Genomic DNA, 22,742 nt, shown 5'->3' on the forward strand with positions numbered 1-22,742 from the left:
AAAAAGTTTACTAATTTATTTTAAGACTTAGATTATTTTACTCCAACTTGATCCCATGCAGATTTAACATCATTAGCTACTTGATCACCATAAAGGTCTTTTGCTGATTGAATTAAAGAACTTTTAGCATCTTTAAATTGTGATTGTCTTGTTAAGTATTGAGTAAGAGCTCTATAGTATATTTTCTCTGCTTTTTCTTTACCTATTTTAGTTATAGTGTTATATGCTGCTTTATTAGGTATACCACTATTTATATGAACTCCACCTCTATCATATCTTATACTATAGTTTTTATAGTCTTTCATATTTGCTGGTTGTCCATGTTTTGTAGGATCTTGTAAATCTCTTATAGCTTCACCTGGTGTTTTATATAAATCTTCTCCCATTTGCCAGTCATCACTATCTACAAAATAACCAAATACATCTGAGAATGATTCATTTAATGCTCCTGGTTGATATTGATAAACTAAATCTGCTGATGATGATGTAACCCCATGTGTTATCTCATGTGCAACAACGTCATTTGCTGCTGTAAAAGCATTTTCTGTTGTTTTATTTCCATCACCATAACTCATCTCTACGCCATTCCAGTAAGCATTACTCATACTACTTCCATCCTCTTCAGGAACATGAACATAAGAATTTATATCTGATCCTTTACCATCATAACTTTCTCTATTGTGAGTATCTTTGTAGTAGTTATAAACTTGATCTGTAAAATAGTGAGCATCTACAGCTGCTTTATCTTGATCGAAGAAGTTTTTTATATTTGTAATAATATTTCCAACTGTTGTATCACCTTTAAAAGCTTCAAAACTTTTAGTTATTATTTGACCTTTATGAGTAGTATCCACTAATTGATATTTACCATTATCTTCAGTTATTTTTAAGTTTTTAACTTGTCCATCTGAACCAATTCCAGTACCTGTTGCTTGAGTTGCTTCTTCTAAAACATTTTGTTTTTCAACTATACTACCATTTTCTGCATCTACTTTAATTAACCAATGAGCAGGCTCTGGAACAGAATATGATAAATCTAAAGCATATACAGCTCTATTAGTTTTTTCATCAACAACAATTTTAGCATCTTGGATTGTATCTTCGCCTGATAAGTTTTTAACTTCATCACGTGATTTTTCTATTGATTTAAAAGCTAACTCAATAGCTTTATCTTTATCTATTTTAGTTTCATTTTTAACTTCTAATTTACCTTGATCCAAATCACCATTTACAAAAACAACTTTTCCATCTTTATCTGTGTGTATTTTAACCTCAGCTGTATCTGCAAAATACCCATCAGCTTTAGGTTTTAGAGTATAGTGAGTAAATCCTAAGTCATCTTTTTCTTTTTTAACTAATTCATATTGATCTGCATTATCTTTTACCTTGTAATCTTCAGATACATTTTTTAATACATCTTTTAAATCTTTATCTGCTGTAACATTATAAGCTTGAGGTAATTCTTCCTTAGTTTGACTATCTGCAAAACTTACTGTAGGTGCTAAAAATCCGCAAGATAACCCTGCAATTGTTAAAATAGCTAAATTTCTTTTAAACATTAAAATCCATCTCCCTTGTTAAATTTTTAATTAATACTTTTGAAAATTTTAACCCTAACTTAAATAACATTAAATTAATGCATAAAAAATATTAGTTAAGCCTTCAGACTGTCAATTTTGAAGTTTTTGTTTTTGTAAAATTTAAGAGGAATGTTTTTAGAATACAGTTTAATATAAAAAAATAACATAAATATTGTCTATATTTATTATATAAACAACAAATTAATACTTAAAAAAATATCTATTTTTATTTATTTTATTGGTAAAAGATTGAAAATAAAAGATTTGTTTCTTTTTGAAAATCATTTTGTATACAAAATTTTGGTATTACTTTAACATAATTATGTAGTCTTTCAATATAGATATTATATACGTATAGTTAGATTGTCAACTATTTCCAGAAAAAAATATTTAGATTGCTAACTTTAATTATCTAGATTTAATCTAAAAATGGCTCATACACTTAAGTACAAGCCATTAAAATCAATTGTTAAATTTACCAAATAAAAAGTAAAAAAGTCATTATCATTTGATAACTAAACTTCTACTTTAATACTTAATTTTTTATATTAAATTAAACTCTTTTAAAACTATTTCTTTTTCTTCTCCAAACATTTCTTTCGTCCTTATAAGCGGATATCCTACTTGAAGTATAAGATCAAAGTTATTATCAATATTTTTTTTATGAGTAATTAATGCATAGCTATGACTTTCAATCACTTCTTTCACTAGTTTAACAGCACCCCAATGACTATTTTCTAATCGATGTTGGAACCCACATATAAAATCATCTACTGTATATACAAGTGCATAAACTGAAGGAGATGTGTGGAACATATCAGCTAATCTATTTTCATTTGAATCATATAAATATCCATTTTGACTTAATATGCATTGCAGTTCTTCATGATATTTAACCTTGCTTAACTCTTCTATATAGCTACTAGAAAACATATTATCACTATCGATCCTAATATGATAAATATATTTATATCCATCTATTAATTTTTCTATATAACTATCTCCATCATCTGTAAAAATTATATTTTCAGGAAGTTTTGGATATTTAGATAATGCATCAAATATTAAATTTTCACTTTCTTTTGCATATCTCACAACACATTTAAAGTCTTGATTAGTTTGATTAATCAAGCTTTTACCCGTATATTTCATAAATATATCTATTCTATAATCAATCCAATCTTTTGTTTTTGATTGTTTTTTTACATCAATAAATCTATCATCAAATTCTGGCCAAAACGGGTTTGTATCTGTATTAAAGGGTATATCTACAATCATAGCAGTTTCATTGTTCATACTTAGGCACTCCTTTTAAAAATATATTTCGCATAATATGACATTTACTAATATACTATGAACTATAGATTCTTTATGTTAATAAGCCTCAAACCAATTTTGGATTAAACAATCTTTTAATATTTGAAATTTCTCTTCACCTATAGAATTTATAATTTCATTTTGAAATTTCTCTTTTAAAATTAATGTTTCTTTACAAAACCTCAATCCTTTTTCAGTCAAATAAAGCACCTTGTCTCTAGAATTTATATCTTTATTTTCTATCATAATATATCCTCTTTCAATTAAACCTTTTGCACATTTATGAGCCCCTTGACGTGATATCCCTATTATCCTTCCAATCTGCGCCACTGTTAATTTATCTTTTTCAATCAGCGCAAGCATATATGATTCTGTATCAGTAACTCTTTCTTCTCCCATTTCAACCCAAGTTTCTATAACCATTTTTCTAAGCTTTGCATGCTTTTCACTTATTAAATCTATTATATTTAAACTCTGAAAATTTGAATTCATATTAATACTCCTTTTTTATTAAATCTATTTATATATTATATATAAATTTACAAATAAACAATATAATTTTAGTAAACTTAGTTGACATTTTTAATTCAAAGATGATATTATACTTTAGTCAACTAAGTTGACAATAAGAGAAAAAGAGAGGTATTTAAATTGTTTAAAAACAAAAAAGAACATTTTATATTTATATTGATGATATGTACAACAATGGTGTTTATTATGAGTTGCTATAATATAGCTATAATTGAAGGTTTTTCATTAAATATATTTAAACATGCAATAATGGGATTCCCTTTAGCTTTTGTATATGCACTAATAGGAGATATCTTCATAGTCGGGAGAATTGTAAAATTTATTTCAAGTAAAATATTAAACCCAAGTGATAGTATGGCAAAAGTAGGACTATGTATGTCATTTTTTACAGGATGCGGTATGGTTATTTGGATGTCATTATTCGGAGTAGCTACTAATATAGGATTATCTTCAAATTTCATTTATGCTTATATTATTGCTATGTTTACAAATTTTATATTTGCAATACCTTTAAACTTACTAATTGTATCGCCTTTAATGAGATTTTTATTCTTTAAGCTATTTCCTCCTATTACACATATTGATAATCAAAGAAAAGCTGTCTAAAAATTAAGTTAATATAAAAATAGCCTTAACCCTTTAAATTTGGATTAACGCTATTTTTTCTTAACATATTTATTATCTAAAATAATTACAGTTTCTTTATCTTCATTTGCTATACTCTTTGTATCATTTACAAGTTGTATAACATCTTTATATGATTTTTTTACTCCCTTTATAAGTAAAGGAACTCCTATAAAATCAATTTTTAGCCATCTAGAGAATAACCCTCCAAGTGTCATTGGTAATGGAACTGTTGGTGAAGTGTTAGAAAATATTATTTTTTCGTCTAATAAATTTTGTTTATGTAGCATAGATGCTAAATTATATAATCCAGGAATTAAAATCTTAGAACGCCCTCTTCCCATAGCATAAACTTCATTTCCATCTTTATCACTTCCATAATGAAAAAGTTCTCCACGATTTCCATATACAAGCTTATTAAAGTTAGGCAAATTCAATATTTCCTCCTTAGTTGGTTCTCTATTCTCATCTAACATTTCCAAGTGATATGCAACTGCGATTATAGAAGAATGAGTTCCTCCGTAACAATTATATATGTATATCATTAAAACCACCTATTTTCTCATTGTTTGCTTTTTCAATAAAAGTAGTATATGCATTATATGTAAATATTAAACAACCTTTTAAAAACAAAAACCTCTCATTTTATATATAAATACGAGAGGTTTTTATCTATTTTAATTTTTTAGTTTTAATCTTATTTATAAATTTTTTCACCATTTATATAATTCCAATTACCATTATGATTTTGGCTCTTTGAACCTAACTCAAAGTGTAACATAGATATTCCTAAATCAATATCTTCATATCCATACTTATCTGATACTTTATAAGCTTTTACTTCATTATCTAAAAAAGAATATCCTACTGGCTGCTTATTTAATGCAGAAGGCGATTTTATTACAAACTCAATTCCTTGCTTTATCCAACTTGGTAATAACTCAGTATCTTTTTCTAGTAATACTTGATCAAATGATTTTTTACTTTTATTCATTTTAGAAATTAATTTTTCTCTTATACTCTTATCTTCTAAAACTTCACCCACTGCTATCACACAAATTAGCTCTTCATCTTGATTTATATCTATATATTTTTTACATTCATTTTTATCGTAAGTTCCACCTATCCAACAAGTTCCTAAATTCATATAAGTTGATTCTAGTACTAACATTTCTCCATAATATCCAACTTTAGTTTTATAATTATCTATATTTTTATTTCCTACTAAAGCTATACATGAATTTAATCCTTTTATTATTCCATATGATGCTGAAAATCCTTTGAATAACTTTGAACAATCTTCTATAAATTGAAAATTAAATCCAGTTTCTTTATTTATTTTACAAATTAATTCTTTTATTTTACTTATATCTTTTGTTTTTAATTGCTTATTTATATATGCTCTTCTTGAGGTTCTATAGTTTACAGCATCTATCCAATTTTTATTAAATTCCATTTTAATCACCTCTGTATAAGTAATATAATACTTATTTATATCTATCTATTTAATATATTTTTCTATACAATCTAATTTTTTTACTAATCCATCAAACTCATGAAGATATTTTATATAGTCCTCTTCTTTTAAATTAAGATTTTCTGCTATTCTTCTTGGAATATCTTTTGCCTTTCCTTCAATTTCTAATCCTTTTTTAGTAACAACTATATAAATTTTTCTATCATCGTTTTCATATTTAACTTTTTCTAAATATCCGTTGCTTTCCAATTTATTTAAAATAGGAGTCAATGTACCAGTCTTCATTTTTAACTTAGAACTTATTTCTTTAAAAGGTAATTTTTTATGTTCCCACAGAACCATCATAGTTAGATACTGTGGATATGTTAAATCTATCTCTTTTAATAAAGGTCCATATATTCTAACTATACTCTTAGACACTGAGTATATTTTAAAACAAAGTTGATTTTCTAATTTTAAATTTTCGTGCATGTACATCCTCCTAAAAAACTATACTATTTTTTATTTTTATAACTTCATCACTCTCTTTTCTTTTAGTGAAGCTATACTTTTAAAACTGTAAATTGATAAATATACAGTCTTATTTTATAAATTATGATACTTATATATTCTGCCTCAACTGGCACTCCTGTATCCACTAGTATAACTTCTTTTCCAGTATGTATCAAATAATTTTATAATACTGATTCGTAATATTTTTATAAATTTTCAATGCATTACTTTCAACTTTTGTTCTTAAATTTATATAAAAACAAGTAAGCTAGATGAAGTATTTTTTAATCCATCTAGCTTTATTATTTTTATAAAATATATTATTTTACCCAATCAACTACTTGATCCATTGATTGTCTTAATTTTTCTTCTGGATTATTAACTCTATATCCAAATGCAGCACATAATACAATATTGAACTTGTCTGTGTCTAATAATCCTCTATCCACTAGTATTTTTTCTACTTTATTGTGATCTATACCACCAATAGCACAAGAGTCTATTCCTTGCATAGCTGCTACACTCATCATATTAGCTAACGCAATATGAACTTGTTCTGAAGAATAATTTTCTAAATCTTTATCATCTCTAAATCTAATTTCCTCTATAGATTTCATTATACCTTTATATTTATTAGCAATATCTTCTGGTAAATGTTTAATATCTTTTAATAAATAATCTATATAGTTTGAATCAAATCTTAATTCTTTCGCAGTTCTACCTAAATATACTACTAAATGGCTACATGTTGGCATTTGTGTTTTTCCACCCCAACAAACTTCTCCTAATTCATTTTTTAATTCTTGATTTTCTATAACTAAGAATTTCCAAGGTTCGATTCCCATAGAACTTGGTGAAAGTCTTCCTGCTTCAAGTATTACTTCAAATTCATCTTGAGTTATTTTCTTATTAGTATCAAATTCTTTACATGCGTGTCTAAAATTTAAAACATCTAGTATCTCTTTTTTATTCATTTTAATGCCTCCTATTTTATACCTTATATAGTTTTCTATCCTCTATATGATTCTTGACTCTATCTATATATACCTCTCTAAAGTTCCATAACTTTATTTTCTTTTAATGATATTAAAGCTTCAGGTGTATGAGTTGATAAATATACAGTCTTATTTTCTTTTACAAATTCTCTAACATTATTTAAAGTTTGTTTTGCTAAATCTTTATCTTCAAATACTACTGATAATGCATTTTGTCTAAGTGCTTCATCTGTATAAGTTACATCACCCTGGAACATATAATGTAATCCTTCAAACTCTGCTACTACTATAGAATTCCCTTTTGTATGTCCATACGCAGGTAGCATGAATATGTTGTCAGTAATTTTTTGACTTTCTTTAAAGTTTTTGTACTCTCCATCTTCAAAGTTAACTCTTACTATATTGTTACCCTTTAAGTCCATTGCTTGAGCTTCTATTTCTGATATATATATTTTAGAATCATCAAATAATCTAAGTTCTCCTGTATGGTCTTGATGTTTATGTGTAACTATAACTTTATCTATATCTTTTGGTTCATATCCTGCTTTTTTTAATGCATCTACAAAATTATTAACTTTTTCACCAGTGTATATCATTTGTTCAGGTTTTGGTTCTACATCTTTTGTTTCAACAGGCACTCCTGTATCCACTAATATAACTTCTTTTCCAGTATCTATTAAATAATTTTGTAAGCTTGATTCGTAATTTTTATTTGGATCTATTTTTTCTTTTTCAACTGATCCTCCAAATGCAAGTGCTTCTTTCATAAATCCGTTTTTATAAAATTCTAATGCTATTATTTTCATTTTTAAATTTCTCCATTCCTTTTTATCGCATGCGATTAATCTTATACGATTATTATATCCGCATTTTTTTAATATGTCAATTATAATTTTCCACAAAAAAATAAAACCGCATCACTTACTTGTGATACGGCTTATATTAATATTTAAATTCTATAAGTTTATTTTTTAATTGATTTTCAATACTTATTAATTCTGCTTCTGCTTCTCTACGTTTTTGACGTCCTTCTGTTTGTATATTAAGTATTTCATCAAGAGTTGAAATTAACGACTCATTTGTAGCTCTAAGAGTTTCAATATCAACAATTCCTCTTTCAGATTCTTTTGCAGTCTCTATAGTTGAAGTTTTTAATATTTCTGCATTTTTTCGTAAAAGTTCATTTGTCATATCTGTTACTTCTCTCTGAACTCTTGCAGCATTAGCAGCATGAGCAACCCCAAGCGCTAAAACCATTTGATTCTTCCAAAGTGGAATAGTATTTATAATTGTAGATTGTATTTTTTCAGACATTAATGAATCATTATTTTGAATTAAACGAATTTGAGGAGCCATTTGTAAAGAAATCATTTTAGTTAATTCTAAATCATGAATTTTCTTTTCAAATCTATTACAAAGAGCAACAAAATCATTTAATTCCTGAGCATCCTGAGGATTACCACTAGTTCTTGCTTTTTCCTGTAATTTAGGAAGTTCTTCTTTTTCTAGTTTTTGAAGCTTCTTTTTACCCGCTAATATATACATATAAAGCTCTTTAAAATATGCTTTATTTATTTCATACATCTTATCTAACATAGCAATATCTTTTAAAAGCTGTATTTGATGAGCTTCAAGAATATTGCACATTTTCCCTATATTGTTGTCTACATTCTCATATTTTATTTTCATGTAGGAAATCTTATCTTTACCTTTTTTAAAGAAACCTAAAATTCCTTTTTTCTCTTCAGATTCTTCAAAAGTCTTTAATTCATGAACTACACTAGATAATATCTCTCCAATTTCACCTAAATCTTTAGTCTTTACATTATTTAATGCTGACTGTGAAAAATCAGAAATTTTCTTTTGAGCACCCGCTCCATATTGTAAAATAGAATTTGAGTTATTTATCTGTATTTTATCTACAAATTGGTCAACCATTTTTTGTTCTTCTTCTGTAAGTTGCATTTCATCAACTATTTTCTCTTCTATTTTTTCTTCTTTTACTTTTAAATCAATCACTTCCTCTTGAAATGGTTCAAAAGTTAATTCTGGCTTTATATCAATAGATTCTTCTTTAAATTCATCACTCATTCTTAATGCCTCCCTTTTATTTAAAACCTACTTTTTAAAATCCTCTTCTACTAATCCCTCTTGTTTGAATAATGTTTTAAGAACAGAAATATCTGTAGAAACATCTAAAACAACATCTTCAAATAAATCATCTAGTAAGTTTTCAAAAGCGCTATTAATAAGATCAATACTTTTTTCAATTTCATTTTTAGCATTCTCTATATTCTCGCCTTGGACTACTTGATTATTTATATCTTTATATGAATTAATTAATTTTATAGTAATAGGAAGATAATGATTTATAAATTTATTAACTTCTTGTATCTTGTTAGGATTCTTTTCAACCTGACTAAGGATTTGGGTTGCAATATTTCTTAACTTATCTAATTTAACAGCTATTTCTTCTTTACAAAGATCATTTCTTACATTTTTTATTTGCTCAATATAACTTCTTCCTATTTTAATTGTACATTCTATTTCTTCTTTCTCTGAATCATAGATTTCTTCGTTTAATTTTTCATTATTACTTTCTTTAGCTATTTGTTGATTTTTTAAATTTAAATAATCATTATAAACTTCATCATTTATCATGAAGTAAATTTTTTCTTCATCTATGTGTCCTTCTAAAAACATACCTTTATCTATCATTTTGCTTAATTCTTTAACGACAAAGCTATCTTTCTCTTTTGCAAATCTTGCTAAATCACTAATTAAAAAATAACTATTGTTGCCAATAAATCTTACATACTTCTTAAAACGCTTTACTCTTTTTCTTAATGTTATTCCCCTTAATAACAACCCTAAACTTATTACAGAGAATAAGAGTGCAACTCCAAAAATAATATTGCTGCCTGTAATAACAACACCACTAAATAGTATCTTAAATATTAAAAAGGTTGCCACTGATGAACCATAAACTAAGCTTCCACTTACTCCTAAAAATATGTAAATTATTCCTGATATACTTCCAGCTGGTTTTTTACTAATATATGTTGATATATCATTTTTAGGTTTTTTATTTAAATTCATGTACTTTTCACTATATCCATTGAATTTTGATTTAAATTGATTTAATGTATCCTCAGTTTTATCTGTAATATCCTTTTTAACATTAGCAAAATCTATTGCTTTAAGTGTATTGCTAACTGTAGACATAATTTGATCTTCTAAATCAGAAAAATCTTTTTTACTCATTATCTTGCCTCCAGGTTATTTTAATTGTAATTAACATAAATATATATATACTATTATGTTAATATTTTAAGTTTATTATATCTTATAATTTAGCTAATTGTAACTGCTAAGTTAAAAGGAAAATAATACATATACTAAATATATTCTTACTTATAAAAATAGCCTTAGGCAATTTATATAAATGCCTAAGGCTAAAATTTTACTTACTTGTTATATGATTCTTCGTATATTACTTACTCTATTTTTAATAATCTAATAACCTACCATTATCATTCCAATCACCGTACATTACACCGTCTCTAGTCTTGTCTATAAATTTTTTTAATCTTCTATCGTATACTTCTCTTTGCTTTTTATATGATTGAATATTATCTATCCTTATCCTTTTATATAATTCAGGTAACTTATTAAAATTATCCCATGCAATAGAATCCTCTTTTATTGAATTTATTACATCTTCATCTATGTCAAATGATTTTATTGATATATCAGGTAAAATAGATCTTCCTGATTCTGTCATCAGTCCTATTTTTTCAAGTCTTCTACATCTTTCCTTATTTAATTCAGTCCATGAACTATTTTTACGACGTGGAGATATGCGTTGAGCAGTAATTCCTTCTTCTATTTTCTTACATGTACTATCTATCCAACCAAAACACATAGCTTCTTCAACTAAATCTAAATATATAAATTCGCCATTAATTTTAGCTTTTCCTCTGTTAACAATTACCCAACATTCCTTTTCTATTTTATGATTTTCATTTAACCAAGCTCTTAGTTCTTCTCTATTTTTTACATTCAATAAATTGTTTAACTCCATAGTATCTCCTCAAAGTCATAATAATACTTAAAATTCTTCTACACTCCGTTATTTATGGTACGGTTCATTATTATTTATTCTATATGCTCTATAAACTTGTTCTAATAATATTAACTTCATCATTTGATGAGGAAATGTCATCTTAGAAAAAGATAATTTATAATCCGCTCTTTTTAAAACTTCATCTGCTAGTCCTAATGATCCACCTATTATAAAAGTAATATGGCTATTCCCTCTAACAGCTAATTTACTCATAGTATCTGCTAATTCTTCAGATGATAAATTCTTTCCATCTATAGCTAAAGCTATAACATAACTATTACTTTTTACCTTTGATAAAATCTTTTGACCTTCTTTATTTTTTACAATTTCCATGTCCTTTTCGCTTAAACTTTCTGGACACTTTTCATCATCTAACTCTACCATATCAAGCTTACAATACTTAGATAATCTCTTTTTAAATTCATCTATTCCTAGTTTTAAATACTTCTCTTTAAGCTTTCCAACGCTTATTATAGTTATATTCATAAATGTCTCCTGTTTCTATAGTCTATATATATCTGATGCATCTTCTCTTAAAAGAACATCTAACTTAAGATCTTGTCCAACTATCATGTTGTTTTGTAATAAAATTCCCTTAGTTGTTTCATACGCTAATTCTGGAAAATTATTTTCTTTGCTTAAATGTGCAAGTAGTATAGATTCTGTTCCTTGGTTAATTAGTTCCACGCAAAACTTAGCTGCTTCTTCATTTGATAAATGTCCTGTTTCAGACATAACCCTCTTTTTTAAAGCATATGGGTAAGAACCCATCATAAGCATGTTTGGATCATAATTAGATTCCAATACTATTAATTTAGATTTATATAAATGTTTCTTTAAATTTTCTGTTATACACCCTATATCTGTTGCAATAGATATTTTTTCTTGTTTATCATTATAAAAATTATATCCCACAGAATCCGCAGAGTCATGAGATGTTGAAAATGGTCTTATTATTAAGTCATCTAATGAGTAAGTTTTATCATTTTCAAAAACTTTCATATTTTTATCTTTTATATCACCTATTTTATCCTTCATTGCACACCATGTTTTTACATTAGCAAATATAGGTATATCAAATTTCCTTGATAATATTCCAGCCCCTTTTATATGGTCTGAATGTTCATGTGTTATAAATATACCCTTTAGTTCATTTGCATCTATATCTAAATCTTTTAAATTAGTTGTTATTCTCTTTCCGCTAAGGCCTGCATCAACTAGAACCTTGGTGTTCTTACATCCAATATAATGACAATTTCCACTACTTCCACTTCCTATAGAACTGTATTCTATCATGTGGCACCTCTTTCTTTTACAATCATAAATTATATTATACCAAAAAAATAGAGCCTTAAAAAACTTTTTAAGACTCTACCTAAATTTTACTTACATTTCTTTATTATGTTGTCTATATCTACTCCATTTTTTCTCCATAACTCCATAAATTGGGATCCATTTGCATTTTTAAACTTATAAGTTTCATAGTATTCCTTTAATACTTTAAAAAATACTTTATCTCCTACTTCTTCTCTTATATTATGGAATACTACTGCACCTTTAGTATATACGTTTAAACTATAATCCATTGAATTTTTATATTTACTTGAAGGCTTAAACATATCTTGACTAGAGTAAGATTTTGATTGCTTTTCCATAGTGCTCATTAATCTTGTAGCTGTTTCTTTACCATATTTTTTTTCAAAATAAAGTACTGTAGAATATTCAGTTAAAGCTTCATCTAACCAAGGTTCATTAACTTCATCATTTCCAACTACACTATACCACCATTGATGTGCTGTTTCATGAGCTATTACATATTCTAATAAAAATTTATTTTTAGAATTATATAAGCTTTTATCTATCATAGATAAAGTTGGATACTCCATCCCCCCTATGTAAAAGTCACTTGCTATAACAGAATATGTATCATATGGATATTTACCAAACATATCACTGAATATTTCTATAGAATCTTTTGCTATTGTTGTAGATAAATCAGAGAATTTTTTATCTAAATTATAAGTTAATATTTCTGTATCTTTTGTATAATCTTTTTTAACATTAAATTTATCACTTAAAACAAAAGCAAAATCTCTTACTTTATTTGCTTCTATATTGTACATGGATTTTTTATCACTTGATTTTGATTCTATCACCTTTCCAGTAGTCCCAAATTTATATTTAGATGGAGCTAAAAGAGTAACTTTATAATTACTTACATCACTATAAAATGGATCACCTATACTTTCATAGCTTTTTGTATTCCACCCTCTATCATCATACACACAAGCTATAGGGAACCAATTTGTAACGTTTATAGTATCATTTCCATATCCAAATCTACCAACTGAATTAGGGATCTTTACATTAAATTTCATATCTATAGATACAGATTCATTTTGCTTTAACGGTTTGTCCAAGCGTACCTCTAATATGTCTTCTTTATTACCATCAATATTAAATTTAACTTTTTCTCCACCGATTAATATATTTTGAATATCTATGTAACCTTCATTAAATCCATTTGGATATGCTTGTTTCATTTGAGATTTTTCAAATGGAGCAAATTCTTCTTTTGAAAATGCATTTGGGTATATGTGAAAATAAATACTCTTTAATTCATTTTTAGTATTATTAACGTATTGTACATTTTGGTTGCACATCAAACGCTTACTTTCATCATCTAATATTACATCCATCTTATAAGAGCTTCTATTCTCTGTTTTTATATTTGAAACAGGCTTATCAGCTTCTTTATTAAAATAAAATAGCCCTCCTAGAAAAATAATACCTATGATCATAAAAGATATAATTTTTCTATTTTTCCTTCTAAAATCAATAATCAATTTTAAATCCCCCTTTGTAGTTAAATGAATATTTTTTTTAATTCTCTACATCATAATTTGTAATAGATTTTATGTTATAATCAATCTGAGGTGATAAAATGTTCTTTAAAGAAGTCAACGAAATAGATTTAGGACAAACTACTATTGATAACATATTTATAGATATATTTATGCCAATGGCTAATGGATTATACGTACAAGTTTATCTTTTAGGCTATAGATATGCATGTGATGAGACTTCTAACCCTAAGTTTAATAATAATTCTATTGCAAAAAATTTAAATGTACCATTATCTGATGTATTGGCAGCTTGGGATTTTTGGGAAGACAAGAATTTAATAAAAAAACATAAAAATGATGGGCTAGATGATTTTAGTTTTTCAATAGAGTTTTTAGATTTGAAAAAAATATATATTGATAATATACTAAACGCAAATAATTCAGTTAAATCTGATGTTAATACTATCGTTAGCATAAATGATAATCCTGAAATTAGAAAAATGTTTAATTCTATAAATCAAATTATAGGTAGACATCTTCAATCTAATGAAAAGATTACAATTATGGATATGATAGATAAATATAATATGAGCACAGAAATGATAGTATGCGCTTATGAACACGTTAAAGAACAAACTGGAGTTGCTAAACCTGTTAGCTATGTAGAAGGTATAATTAGAAATTGGTATGATGCTAGTCTTTATACTGTTGAAGATGTTAAAAATAGCTTTGCTCAAAGAAGTAAGCGATTTATGATGTATAAAACAGTATTTAATGAACTAGGCTTTTCTAGACAAGCTACAAAAGCTGAAAAAGAAATTATGGATGTATGGTTTGATAAATATAACTTTGATATAGAACTTATTTTAGAAGCATGTTCTAAGTCTAAAAATATTTCTAATCCTTCTATCGCTTATATTAACGGAATTGTTAAGAGTTGGAATGATAAAAATATTAAAACGTTAGAAGACTTAAAAGCGTCAGAAGAAGAATTTAAGAAACAGTCAGAAACTAAAAAAGTTAATTCCAAATCTTCTAATGCTGCTCCTAAACAAGTTAAAACTAGATTCCATAATATAAATCAGACTTTTACCAAATATAGTCCTGATGAATTAGAAAAAATACTTCAAGAAAGCCAAAAAGGCAAATTTAGATAAATAATTTTAGGTAGGTGATTAATATATGAAAGAATCAACATTGAGAGATATTCTTACTTCTTATGAGCGAAAAAGAGATCAATCTGAACGTGATTTACAAGAAAGAAAAAAGAAAGTTTACTCTAGAATACCTGAAATTAAACAAATAGATGAGGAAATAGGTAAGATAGGATTAAAACTTGCTAAATTAATTCTTTTAAATCCTAAAGATAAAGAATCTATATTAAATGAAACTAAAGCTCAAATGAATGAGTTAAAGAAAAAGAAAGAAATACTCTTATCAGATAATCGTGTACCTAATGGGTATTTAGAAGTTAAGCATGATTGTTCTATGTGTAAAGATACAGGATTTTTAGGAAATGGACACAAGTGTAATTGCCTTAAGCAAAGAATAATAAATGAGGCTTATCATATGTCTAATTTATCTAGAGTTCTTCACCATCAAAACTTCTCTACTTTTGATGAATCTATCTTCTCTACTCAAAGAGAAGATTCTTCTGGAGTATCTCCTCAAGAAAATATATTAGAGATATTATCTATATGTGAAGGTTTTGTTATGAACTTCGATAAAGATAATGATGAAAATATGCTTTTCTATGGAGACACAGGTTTAGGGAAAAGTTTTATGTGTAACTGTGTTGCAAAAGAACTTTTAGATAAGGGTTACTTAGTTATATATCAGACTGCTTTTAAAATGTTTGAAATAATAGAAGAATATAAGTTTAAAAATTCAGATGATCATATAACAAAAGATAATTATAATAATTTATTTGATTGTGATCTTTTAATAATTGATGATTTAGGAACAGAGCTTACTAACTCTTTTACTAATAGTGAATTATTTAATATTTTAAATACTCGTCTACTATCAGGAAAGAAAACTATAATTTCAACTAACTTATCACCTATGCAATTAGGAGATATATACGCACAAAGAATATTCTCTAGAATATTTGATAGATTTAGAATGGTTAAGTTTACAGGTAATGATTTAAGATGGGAACAAAAAATGACTAAGTAGAAAATCTCCGTATTTTCTAACTTAGTCATTTTATTTATATAATATTAATTGTTTATATTTAATTTTCCATCTTTAATTTCAATACAAGTGTCTGCCATATCAGCAATTTCATTATTATGAGTTATCATAACTAATGTTTGTCCAAAATCTTTCACACAACTTCCTAATAAGTGCATAACTTCTTCTGTTGTTTTGCTATCTAAATTTCCTGTTGGCTCATCTGCAAATATTATTTTAGGTTTATTAGCTAAAGCTCTCGCAATAGCTACCCTTTGTTGTTGACCTCCACTTAACTCATTAGGAAATTTATTAATTTTATCTTTAAGACCTAACTTATCAATTATACTGTCTATGTATTTTTTATCTACTTTTTTATCGTCTATAGATATTGGGAGTATTATATTCTCATATACATTTATAACTGGTATTAAGTTAAAACTTTGAAATATAAATCCGAATTCTTCACTTCTTAATTTAGATAATTTATTTTCATTTAAAGTCGAAATATCTTTGCCTTTTAACATTACTTTACCTGATGATACAGTATCTAACCCTGCAATACAATTTAAAAGTGTACTTTTACCGCTTCCACTCGGACCTATTATAGCTGTAAATTTGCCTTTTTCTATAGATAAATTTATATCTTTTAATGCTTGTACTTTATTTTCACCTTTACCATATATCTTATTTAAATTTGTTATCTCTAATATATTCGCCACAAAATCCCCGCCTTTATTCATTTGTACTCAACCCTTCTACTATACTCATTTTTTCTATCTTCTTTTTACATAAAAATACTGCTATTAAACACATAATTATAGATACTATTAAAAATTCTACACTTTCAAATATCGGTAATGTAAAGTTCATAGCTTTTTCACTACCCGATAGTTCTTTACTTATTTCATTTGAAAGTTTTGTAAATTTATAAATACTCTGAGTAGCAATTATACTTGCCAATATAGATGCAAAAACTGCATACATTATATTTTCTTTTACAATCATATTTTTAAGTTTTTTAGGACTCATTCCTATAGCTCTTAGTGTTGAAAGTTCCTTCATTCTAGTCATTATATTAGCTTTTATTATGCACAATACATTTATAGATGATATTAATAATATTAAACCTACAATTACTAATGTTTCTTTTGTATTTCTTTCACTTTGCTTTATGTAGTAATTTTTATAATTGTACTTACTTTCAAATTTTGAAAATGAATTATTTTTTATAACTTTTTCTATTTCATTTTGAGCTTTTTTATCAGTTCCCTTTTCAATTTGTATATTTAGTTTATTATAATTTTCTCGTCCACTTATATTTTTAAAATCATCTTCATTTAATACAATTTTTAACCCAGTTGATAACCCACCTTCTCTCAAAACGTAGTCTCCATTTAAAATCCCAGCAACCTCTATATTTTCATTTTTATACTCTACTTTATTGTTTTTTGTAACAGGAATTTTTATATTTATTAAATCGCCTACTTTCATATCATTTAATAACTTTGTATTAGGAGATGCATTAGAGTAAAAATAATTAGTTACTAAAGCTTTTGGATATTTACCTTTACTTTTATCATTTATATTTTTCCCTTTTTCAATATATTGGTTTATGTTTTTTAAACTCTCATTGTTATTTCCTTCAATATCTACATATTCTTCTAAATTTTTATTTTCATCAACTATCCCATTTACACTTTTATACTCCTTGGTTAAATATTTAGAGTTAGTTATAAAAATTCCAGTTAACTCAATAACTGGCTTTACACTTTTTACCTCTTTTATATTTGATATTTTTTCTATTTCATCTTTACTAAATTTTGTAAAATTAGAATCTGAGTTATTAGGATTGTGAGATAATTTTATATCACTATTTCCCATAATCATAAGAGGCATAGTAGTCGTATCTAAGCTTTTATCTTCATTTTTTGACATTGCAATCGTATCTATAAAAAGTACTCCTCCCAAACTTATGGATATAATACATAGTATTGTTCTTATTTTATTTCTCCAAAAGTTTTTGTAAGCCATTTCTCCTGAAAATCCAAAAACCTTTCTTATTAATTTATAATAAAATCTATTTTTCTGTTTTTTATTAAATTCATCACTGCTTCTAATAGCCTCTACAGGCGAAATTTTTCCACTTTTATATATTGGTACTAAACTTGATATAAACACAGCTATAGTAGCCATTAACATAGGCTCATATATACTAGCTTTACTTATGTAAAGATTTACAAACCTCCCATAAATAATGTAAAATCCAGCATATGAAGCTAACATTCCTATCAAGAATCCAAATATAAGACCTAATGCCAATACGCTAATACTTTCTATAGCAATCATAAATCTTACTTTCTTTTTAGATAAACCAATTGCTCTTAATATACCTATTTGTTTTGTCATATCTATAAGAACTATACTAAATATATTACATATAACTAGAGTTGACGCTAACATTGGATATAACTTTCGCTTCATTGTATATGTTGTTCCCTTTGACATTGAATAATCATCTAACACTTGTGTTAGTGATGCATTTACCATAAAATTTGAATCATTTAATCCATATTTATTTATAATTTCATAAGCTTTTCCAATGTCTGGTCTAGACGAGTTTAAATATAAAGTTCCACCATGAGTTACTAAATTATTTGGTAAAATAGATTCATTGCTATTATCTTTAGTAAAAGCCTTTACTCCATAGTACTCATTTTCACTTGCATAACTACTTGAATCTTCATAGTAAGCATCTGGCTTTTTTACTATCCCAACTAGTTTGAACTTTTTATCTTTACTAAATATTTGATTTTCATTATTTTTATCAACATAATACTTTACAATTTTAAAATTAATTTCTTGATTTAAATCATCATTTAGGCCCATTTCTTTTAATGCTTTTTGCTCTATAACTATTTCATTTGAATTTTTAGGATTGCTTCCTTTCGATAATTGATATCCATATGAATCTATAAATTTATCGCTATATGAATTTAATTGAATTGACGTTCCGTTTTTTCCTACAATTTTACCTAACCCCAAAATATCATTAACTTCAGTTACTTCCTTATCTTTTTTTAACTTATTAACTATATCCTCGCTTAAGTTACTATATTCAACATGATAGTCACTATAATTTTTATATGCTTCTTTTATTTCTAGTTTACTTTGTGTTTCTGGTATTACATTTAATGAAAATACTAGTATTACAGCTAACGCTATACTTGTTATTAATGCGATAGTCCTTCCTTTTTGCTCTTTCATATAAGCAATTGCTAACTTAAAACTAATCTTCAAAATATACCCTCCCTTTTGTAATTCATATTTATGCCCCTAAAATCAAAAAAAATAAGGTGTTATCTTTTACGTTTAAAAGATAACACCTTATTTTTTTTGATTCAATATTTATAGTACAACTGGTACCTTTATAGCCCCAACTGTCATATTTTCATCTATAGGTATATAAATTTGTAATAAAAATTTATTTTCAAAATCCTCTATTTCTAAATCTCCATTATATTTTTTAAGTGAAGATTTAACACTTTTTAGCCCTATTCCATGAATAAATTTATCTTTCTTGCTAGTTATAATTTTACTATTTTTTATTTCTAATTTATTTATTTTAGAATTTTCACAGCGTATAACATAATATGATTTAACAAGTGTTCCCCTTATTTTTATATATTTTTTATCCATATAAGTTTTATTGCACGCTTCTATTGCATTATCTAGTATATTTGAAAATATGCTACATACATCTGTCATTTCTATAAAATTACATTTAGAAAAATTAACATCACAAGTTAAAGCTATATTATTTTCATTACAAATATTTTGTTTTTCATTTAATATAATATCTAATATCATATTCCCAGTATTATGTATTTCTTTAAACTCTCTTAATTCCTTACTCATTTCATCTATATATTTATTTACATCTTCTTTATCATAACTTAGATTTTTCATACAAAATATATGGTTATTTATATCATGATAAAGCTTTTTGACCTTATTTTGAGATTCTTGAAGATTTAAATAATACTTGTACTGCATATCTATTTTTTCTTTTAATAACCTTTCTTCACTTTTTTCTTTAATATCTTTAATGATTTTAAAAACTATCATTAAAAGTAAAAAACTACTTGTAAAAGACAGCTTAGGAGTTACATTTATATTAAATACATTAAGCTGATCATAAGAATAATTCATCCTAAACATATATGTCCATGTAGGTAGACTATTCATAATAGCTACTGTAAAATTACTTATTACACATCCTATTATAATTACTACACTTACTTTTTCTTTTTCCATATCTTTAAATCTTTTAATTAGATTAATATAACTGATATTAATAAATATAGTAATTGAACTTCCTATAATTGCTATTATATTATGGTTATATTCTGATGTAGGCGAAGCATACTCAGAATGTCCTGTTACAAAAAAGAAAACTATATAATACACCCATTGCCAAATTACATATTGTACTGTATTATAAGTTAAATAATATAACAATACTTTATAATTACTTATTTTATAATTTAACTTTATAAATAAAATAAAAGATATCCATTTTAAATTTATTATGAAACCATAGTATTGTGTTTCTCTACTGAATAAAATTATAGAATCCAAAGCACCAATTAACAAAAATACTATATCTAAATATCTCTTTTCATATCTTCTTTCTTCTAAACAATTTAATATTCTTATAAAAATAAAATATTCAACAAATGTAGATATGCCTATAATTAACCTTGACATTAATTCACTTCTTAACATAATTTTTCACCTAAAGAACTTAAAAACTTATGCTTAAAATCTTTAAATCTATGCCTACTAACTAAAATCTCTTCTTCATTTTCTAATATAGCTACATATTGTTTTATATTTTCTACATAATTTATATTTACTAAAAAACTTTTATGACATCTATAAAAATTATGATTTTTTAATTCATTTTCAATCTTATCCATGGTCATTTTAGTTTCATAAATTTTATTTTCTGTGTGTATAGTCATATCTTTTCTTTGAATTTCAATATAAGTTATATCTTCTATATTTATTTTGTAAGTTTCATTTTTATTTTCAACCAACACAAATTTATCTCTTTTATTTATAACTTCATCTATACAGCTCAAAATATGCTTCTTAAAATCATCATATTGTATAGGCTTTAATAGATATCTATAAGCTCTTACTTCATATCCTTCTTGTATGTATTCAATAAGTGACGTTGTAAAAATTATTTCTGGTTTATTTTTATCAATTTCTCTTATCTTTCTGGCTACATCCATTCCAGTTATTTCGTCCATCTGAATGTCTAGTATAAATATATCCGCACCTTGATTATAATTCTTAAGTAATTCTTCCCCAGTTGAATATATGTTTAAATTGTAATCAATATTTTTTTCATATAATATATTTTCTAAAATTTTTTCTATCGTTTTTTGATGTTCTATTTGATCTTCGCATAAAATTATTTCTATCATAATATCCCCTGTATATATTTTTTATATGTTTATATAACTATTATACATAATTTGTAAATACTTCTTAAGTTATAATACATTTTTATACTAAAAACTCGACTTTCTCTGAATTCATTATGTATATATAGCTTTTTTGAACACAAAAAAACTCTTAGATAAAATCCAAGAGTTTACTGGTGGGATTAACAGGGCTCGAACCTGTGACCCCCTGCTTGTAAGGCAGGTGCTCTCCCAGCTGAGCTATAATCCCAAATGCTGGTGACCCATAGGGGAATCGAACCCCTGTTACCGCCGTGAAAGGGCGGTGTCTTGACCGCTTGACCAATGGGCCATATTATATTTTTACAAAAAAAAATGGTGATCCATCCGCGACTCGAACGCGGGACACCCTGATTAAAAGTCAGGTGCTCTACCGACTGAGCTAATGGATCATCTTTTTTTGGAGCTAGTGATAGGAATCGAACCTACAACCTGCTGATTACAAGTCAGCTGCTCTACCGTTGAGCCACACTAGCAATGTGTGTTTGGCGACCTGGAAGGGACTCGAACCCTCGACCTCCAGCGTGACAGGCTGGCATTCTAACCAGCTGAACTACCAGGCCGCATATATGGTGGGATTAACAGGGCTCGAACCTGTGACCCCCTGCTTGTAAGGCAGGTGCTCTCCCAGCTGAGCTATAATCCCAAATATTGGTGACCCATAGGGGAATCGAACCCCTGTTACCGCCGTGAAAGGGCGGTGTCTTGACCGCTTGACCAATGGGCCTTACAAAAAAAATGGTGATCCATCCGCGACTCGAACGCGGGACACCCTGATTAAAAGTCAGGTGCTCTACCGACTGAGCTAATGGATCATCTTTGCTGAGATGTTGTTTCGACTTTTTTCTCTGCCGTATCAACAAATACTATTATATTAGCTTTATTAACTTTCGTCAACACTTTTTGTAAAATTTTTTAATTTTTTTAAGCAAATTATTTAAATACCCTATTTTTCAATGGTTTAATCCATTTATTTAAGCATAATTTTCAGCAAAATTTAGTAATTTTGTTAATTTTTTTAGATTTTTTTAAAATATTATAT

The 22,742-nt window shown here is 26.5% G+C and carries 21 protein-coding genes and 8 tRNA genes; 3 read left to right on the plus strand and 26 right to left on the minus strand.

Annotation, left to right across the window (positions count from 1 at the left end; translation table 11 throughout):
* Positions 1-32 precede the first annotated feature (32 nt).
* From ACN6I1_RS14260 to ACN6I1_RS14270, 3 genes are all read right to left on the minus strand, one after another.
* Entirely contained in the window at positions 33-1,559 is a 1,527-nt protein-coding gene (locus ACN6I1_RS14260) for a M4 family metallopeptidase (RefSeq protein WP_419742281.1), read from the minus strand.
* 564 nt (positions 1,560-2,123) lie between these two features.
* Positions 2,124-2,876: a hypothetical protein gene (locus ACN6I1_RS14265; RefSeq protein ID WP_419742282.1), complete on the minus strand. Its 753-nt coding sequence runs from the start codon at positions 2,874-2,876 to the stop codon at positions 2,124-2,126.
* A gap of 78 nt (positions 2,877-2,954) precedes the next feature.
* Positions 2,955-3,389, minus strand: a complete 435-nt coding sequence (locus ACN6I1_RS14270) for a MarR family winged helix-turn-helix transcriptional regulator (protein WP_419742283.1) — start codon at positions 3,387-3,389, stop codon at positions 2,955-2,957.
* A 159-nt stretch (positions 3,390-3,548) separates the two neighbouring features.
* On the opposite strand from ACN6I1_RS14270, the gene ACN6I1_RS14275 reads away from it, so the two are divergent.
* Positions 3,549-4,034 (plus strand): DUF2798 domain-containing protein, encoded by a 486-nt coding sequence (locus ACN6I1_RS14275; protein WP_419742284.1) that lies wholly within the window; start codon positions 3,549-3,551, stop codon positions 4,032-4,034.
* Positions 4,035-4,084: 50 nt separating this feature from the next.
* Here ACN6I1_RS14275 and ACN6I1_RS14280 read toward each other — a convergent pair whose 3' ends face one another.
* The 11 genes from ACN6I1_RS14280 to ACN6I1_RS14330 all read right to left on the minus strand — a co-directional run bounded on the left by ACN6I1_RS14280 (position 4,085) and on the right by ACN6I1_RS14330 (position 13,988).
* Positions 4,085-4,597: a DUF3189 family protein gene (locus ACN6I1_RS14280; RefSeq protein WP_419742285.1), complete on the minus strand. Its 513-nt coding sequence runs from the start codon at positions 4,595-4,597 to the stop codon at positions 4,085-4,087.
* Positions 4,598-4,749: 152 nt separating this feature from the next.
* Positions 4,750-5,508, minus strand: coding sequence for a nitroreductase family protein (locus ACN6I1_RS14285; protein WP_419742286.1), 759 nt, complete (start codon positions 5,506-5,508; stop codon positions 4,750-4,752).
* A 45-nt stretch (positions 5,509-5,553) separates the two neighbouring features.
* The gene (locus ACN6I1_RS14290; protein WP_419742287.1) at positions 5,554-6,000 is read right to left on the minus strand and encodes a MarR family winged helix-turn-helix transcriptional regulator; all 447 of its coding nucleotides are present in this window, start codon (positions 5,998-6,000) and stop codon (positions 5,554-5,556) included.
* A 341-nt stretch (positions 6,001-6,341) separates the two neighbouring features.
* Positions 6,342-6,995, minus strand: coding sequence for an NAD(P)H-dependent oxidoreductase (locus tag ACN6I1_RS14295; RefSeq protein WP_419742288.1), 654 nt, complete (start codon positions 6,993-6,995; stop codon positions 6,342-6,344).
* Between the two features lie 77 nt (positions 6,996-7,072).
* The gene (locus ACN6I1_RS14300) at positions 7,073-7,822 is read right to left on the minus strand and encodes an MBL fold metallo-hydrolase (protein ID WP_419742289.1); all 750 of its coding nucleotides are present in this window, start codon (positions 7,820-7,822) and stop codon (positions 7,073-7,075) included.
* A gap of 136 nt (positions 7,823-7,958) precedes the next feature.
* Positions 7,959-9,107, minus strand: coding sequence for a toxic anion resistance protein (locus ACN6I1_RS14305; RefSeq protein WP_419742290.1), 1,149 nt, complete (start codon positions 9,105-9,107; stop codon positions 7,959-7,961).
* A 27-nt stretch (positions 9,108-9,134) separates the two neighbouring features.
* The gene (locus ACN6I1_RS14310) at positions 9,135-10,280 is read right to left on the minus strand and encodes a 5-bromo-4-chloroindolyl phosphate hydrolysis family protein (protein ID WP_419742291.1); all 1,146 of its coding nucleotides are present in this window, start codon (positions 10,278-10,280) and stop codon (positions 9,135-9,137) included.
* Positions 10,281-10,524: 244 nt separating this feature from the next.
* Positions 10,525-11,100 carry a YdeI/OmpD-associated family protein gene (locus ACN6I1_RS14315; RefSeq protein WP_419742292.1) on the minus strand — a complete coding sequence of 192 codons (576 nt, stop codon included), beginning with the start codon at positions 11,098-11,100 and terminating at the stop codon, positions 10,525-10,527.
* A gap of 48 nt (positions 11,101-11,148) precedes the next feature.
* A complete protein-coding gene (gene rlmH, locus ACN6I1_RS14320) occupies positions 11,149-11,628 on the minus strand; it encodes a 23S rRNA (pseudouridine(1915)-N(3))-methyltransferase RlmH (protein ID WP_419742293.1) in 480 nt (159 codons plus the stop codon).
* 15 nt (positions 11,629-11,643) lie between these two features.
* Positions 11,644-12,438: an MBL fold metallo-hydrolase gene (locus ACN6I1_RS14325; RefSeq protein ID WP_021434319.1), complete on the minus strand. Its 795-nt coding sequence runs from the start codon at positions 12,436-12,438 to the stop codon at positions 11,644-11,646.
* Positions 12,439-12,524: 86 nt separating this feature from the next.
* Positions 12,525-13,988 carry a M1 family metallopeptidase gene (locus ACN6I1_RS14330; protein WP_419742294.1) on the minus strand — a complete coding sequence of 488 codons (1,464 nt, stop codon included), beginning with the start codon at positions 13,986-13,988 and terminating at the stop codon, positions 12,525-12,527.
* Positions 13,989-14,086: 98 nt separating this feature from the next.
* On the opposite strand from ACN6I1_RS14330, the gene ACN6I1_RS14335 reads away from it, so the two are divergent.
* Positions 14,087-15,145: a DnaD domain protein gene (locus tag ACN6I1_RS14335; RefSeq protein WP_257440250.1), complete on the plus strand. Its 1,059-nt coding sequence runs from the start codon at positions 14,087-14,089 to the stop codon at positions 15,143-15,145.
* Between the two features lie 25 nt (positions 15,146-15,170).
* The gene (locus ACN6I1_RS14340) at positions 15,171-16,166 is read left to right on the plus strand and encodes an ATP-binding protein (RefSeq protein WP_419742295.1); all 996 of its coding nucleotides are present in this window, start codon (positions 15,171-15,173) and stop codon (positions 16,164-16,166) included.
* Positions 16,167-16,210: 44 nt separating this feature from the next.
* Here the strand turns inward: ACN6I1_RS14340 and ACN6I1_RS14345 are convergent, their stop codons facing one another.
* The 12 genes from ACN6I1_RS14345 to ACN6I1_RS14400 all read right to left on the minus strand — a co-directional run bounded on the left by ACN6I1_RS14345 (position 16,211) and on the right by ACN6I1_RS14400 (position 22,515).
* Complete coding sequence (locus ACN6I1_RS14345) at positions 16,211-16,906, minus strand: ABC transporter ATP-binding protein (protein WP_419742296.1); 696 nt, start codon at positions 16,904-16,906, stop codon at positions 16,211-16,213.
* Entirely contained in the window at positions 16,899-19,463 is a 2,565-nt protein-coding gene (locus ACN6I1_RS14350; protein ID WP_419742297.1) for an ABC transporter permease, read from the minus strand. The genes ACN6I1_RS14345 and ACN6I1_RS14350 overlap by 8 nt, the downstream gene beginning before the upstream one ends.
* A 108-nt stretch (positions 19,464-19,571) precedes the next feature.
* Entirely contained in the window at positions 19,572-20,951 is a 1,380-nt protein-coding gene (locus ACN6I1_RS14355; RefSeq protein ID WP_419742298.1) for a GHKL domain-containing protein, read from the minus strand.
* Positions 20,945-21,661: a LytR/AlgR family response regulator transcription factor gene (locus ACN6I1_RS14360; protein WP_419742299.1), complete on the minus strand. Its 717-nt coding sequence runs from the start codon at positions 21,659-21,661 to the stop codon at positions 20,945-20,947. The genes ACN6I1_RS14355 and ACN6I1_RS14360 overlap by 7 nt, the downstream gene beginning before the upstream one ends.
* A 174-nt stretch (positions 21,662-21,835) precedes the next feature.
* Positions 21,836-21,911, minus strand: a tRNA-Val gene (locus tag ACN6I1_RS14365).
* A 6-nt stretch (positions 21,912-21,917) separates the two neighbouring features.
* A tRNA-Glu gene (locus ACN6I1_RS14370) sits at positions 21,918-21,992 on the minus strand.
* Positions 21,993-22,016: 24 nt separating this feature from the next.
* Positions 22,017-22,092, minus strand: a tRNA-Lys gene (locus tag ACN6I1_RS14375).
* A gap of 9 nt (positions 22,093-22,101) precedes the next feature.
* Positions 22,102-22,176 (minus strand) — tRNA-Thr (locus tag ACN6I1_RS14380).
* Positions 22,177-22,186: 10 nt separating this feature from the next.
* Positions 22,187-22,263 (minus strand) — tRNA-Asp (locus ACN6I1_RS14385).
* A 7-nt stretch (positions 22,264-22,270) separates the two neighbouring features.
* Positions 22,271-22,346: transfer RNA gene (locus ACN6I1_RS14390), tRNA-Val, on the minus strand.
* A 6-nt stretch (positions 22,347-22,352) separates the two neighbouring features.
* Positions 22,353-22,427 (minus strand) — tRNA-Glu (locus ACN6I1_RS14395).
* A gap of 12 nt (positions 22,428-22,439) precedes the next feature.
* A tRNA-Lys gene (locus tag ACN6I1_RS14400) sits at positions 22,440-22,515 on the minus strand.
* Between the last annotated feature and the right edge of the window lie 227 nt (positions 22,516-22,742).

The organism is Paraclostridium dentum (assembly GCF_048568265.1).
Taxonomy (GTDB): Bacteria; Bacillota; Clostridia; order Peptostreptococcales; family Peptostreptococcaceae; genus Paraclostridium; species Paraclostridium dentum.

Excerpts from the sequence above, each read along its gene's own strand:
- ACN6I1_RS14260 (WP_419742281.1), bottom strand. The coding sequence starts at position 1,559 with ATGTTTAAAAGAAATTTAGCTATTTTAACAATTGCAGGGTTATCTTGC.
- ACN6I1_RS14265 (WP_419742282.1), bottom strand. The coding sequence starts at position 2,876 with ATGAACAATGAAACTGCTATGATTGTAGATATACCCTTTAATACAGAT.
- ACN6I1_RS14270 (WP_419742283.1), bottom strand. The coding sequence starts at position 3,389 with ATGAATTCAAATTTTCAGAGTTTAAATATAATAGATTTAATAAGTGAA.
- ACN6I1_RS14280 (WP_419742285.1), bottom strand. The coding sequence starts at position 4,597 with ATGATATACATATATAATTGTTACGGAGGAACTCATTCTTCTATAATC.
- ACN6I1_RS14285 (WP_419742286.1), bottom strand. The coding sequence starts at position 5,508 with ATGGAATTTAATAAAAATTGGATAGATGCTGTAAACTATAGAACCTCA.
- ACN6I1_RS14290 (WP_419742287.1), bottom strand. The coding sequence starts at position 6,000 with ATGCACGAAAATTTAAAATTAGAAAATCAACTTTGTTTTAAAATATAC.
- ACN6I1_RS14295 (WP_419742288.1), bottom strand. The coding sequence starts at position 6,995 with ATGAATAAAAAAGAGATACTAGATGTTTTAAATTTTAGACACGCATGT.
- ACN6I1_RS14300 (WP_419742289.1), bottom strand. The coding sequence starts at position 7,822 with ATGAAAATAATAGCATTAGAATTTTATAAAAACGGATTTATGAAAGAA.
- ACN6I1_RS14305 (WP_419742290.1), bottom strand. The coding sequence starts at position 9,107 with ATGAGTGATGAATTTAAAGAAGAATCTATTGATATAAAGCCAGAATTA.
- ACN6I1_RS14310 (WP_419742291.1), bottom strand. The coding sequence starts at position 10,280 with ATGAGTAAAAAAGATTTTTCTGATTTAGAAGATCAAATTATGTCTACA.
- ACN6I1_RS14315 (WP_419742292.1), bottom strand. The coding sequence starts at position 11,100 with ATGGAGTTAAACAATTTATTGAATGTAAAAAATAGAGAAGAACTAAGA.
- rlmH (WP_419742293.1), bottom strand. The coding sequence starts at position 11,628 with ATGAATATAACTATAATAAGCGTTGGAAAGCTTAAAGAGAAGTATTTA.
- ACN6I1_RS14325 (WP_021434319.1), bottom strand. The coding sequence starts at position 12,438 with ATGATAGAATACAGTTCTATAGGAAGTGGAAGTAGTGGAAATTGTCAT.
- ACN6I1_RS14335 (WP_257440250.1), top strand. The coding sequence starts at position 14,087 with ATGTTCTTTAAAGAAGTCAACGAAATAGATTTAGGACAAACTACTATT.
- ACN6I1_RS14340 (WP_419742295.1), top strand. The coding sequence starts at position 15,171 with ATGAAAGAATCAACATTGAGAGATATTCTTACTTCTTATGAGCGAAAA.
- ACN6I1_RS14345 (WP_419742296.1), bottom strand. The coding sequence starts at position 16,906 with ATGAATAAAGGCGGGGATTTTGTGGCGAATATATTAGAGATAACAAAT.
- ACN6I1_RS14355 (WP_419742298.1), bottom strand. The coding sequence starts at position 20,951 with ATGTTAAGAAGTGAATTAATGTCAAGGTTAATTATAGGCATATCTACA.
- ACN6I1_RS14360 (WP_419742299.1), bottom strand. The coding sequence starts at position 21,661 with ATGATAGAAATAATTTTATGCGAAGATCAAATAGAACATCAAAAAACG.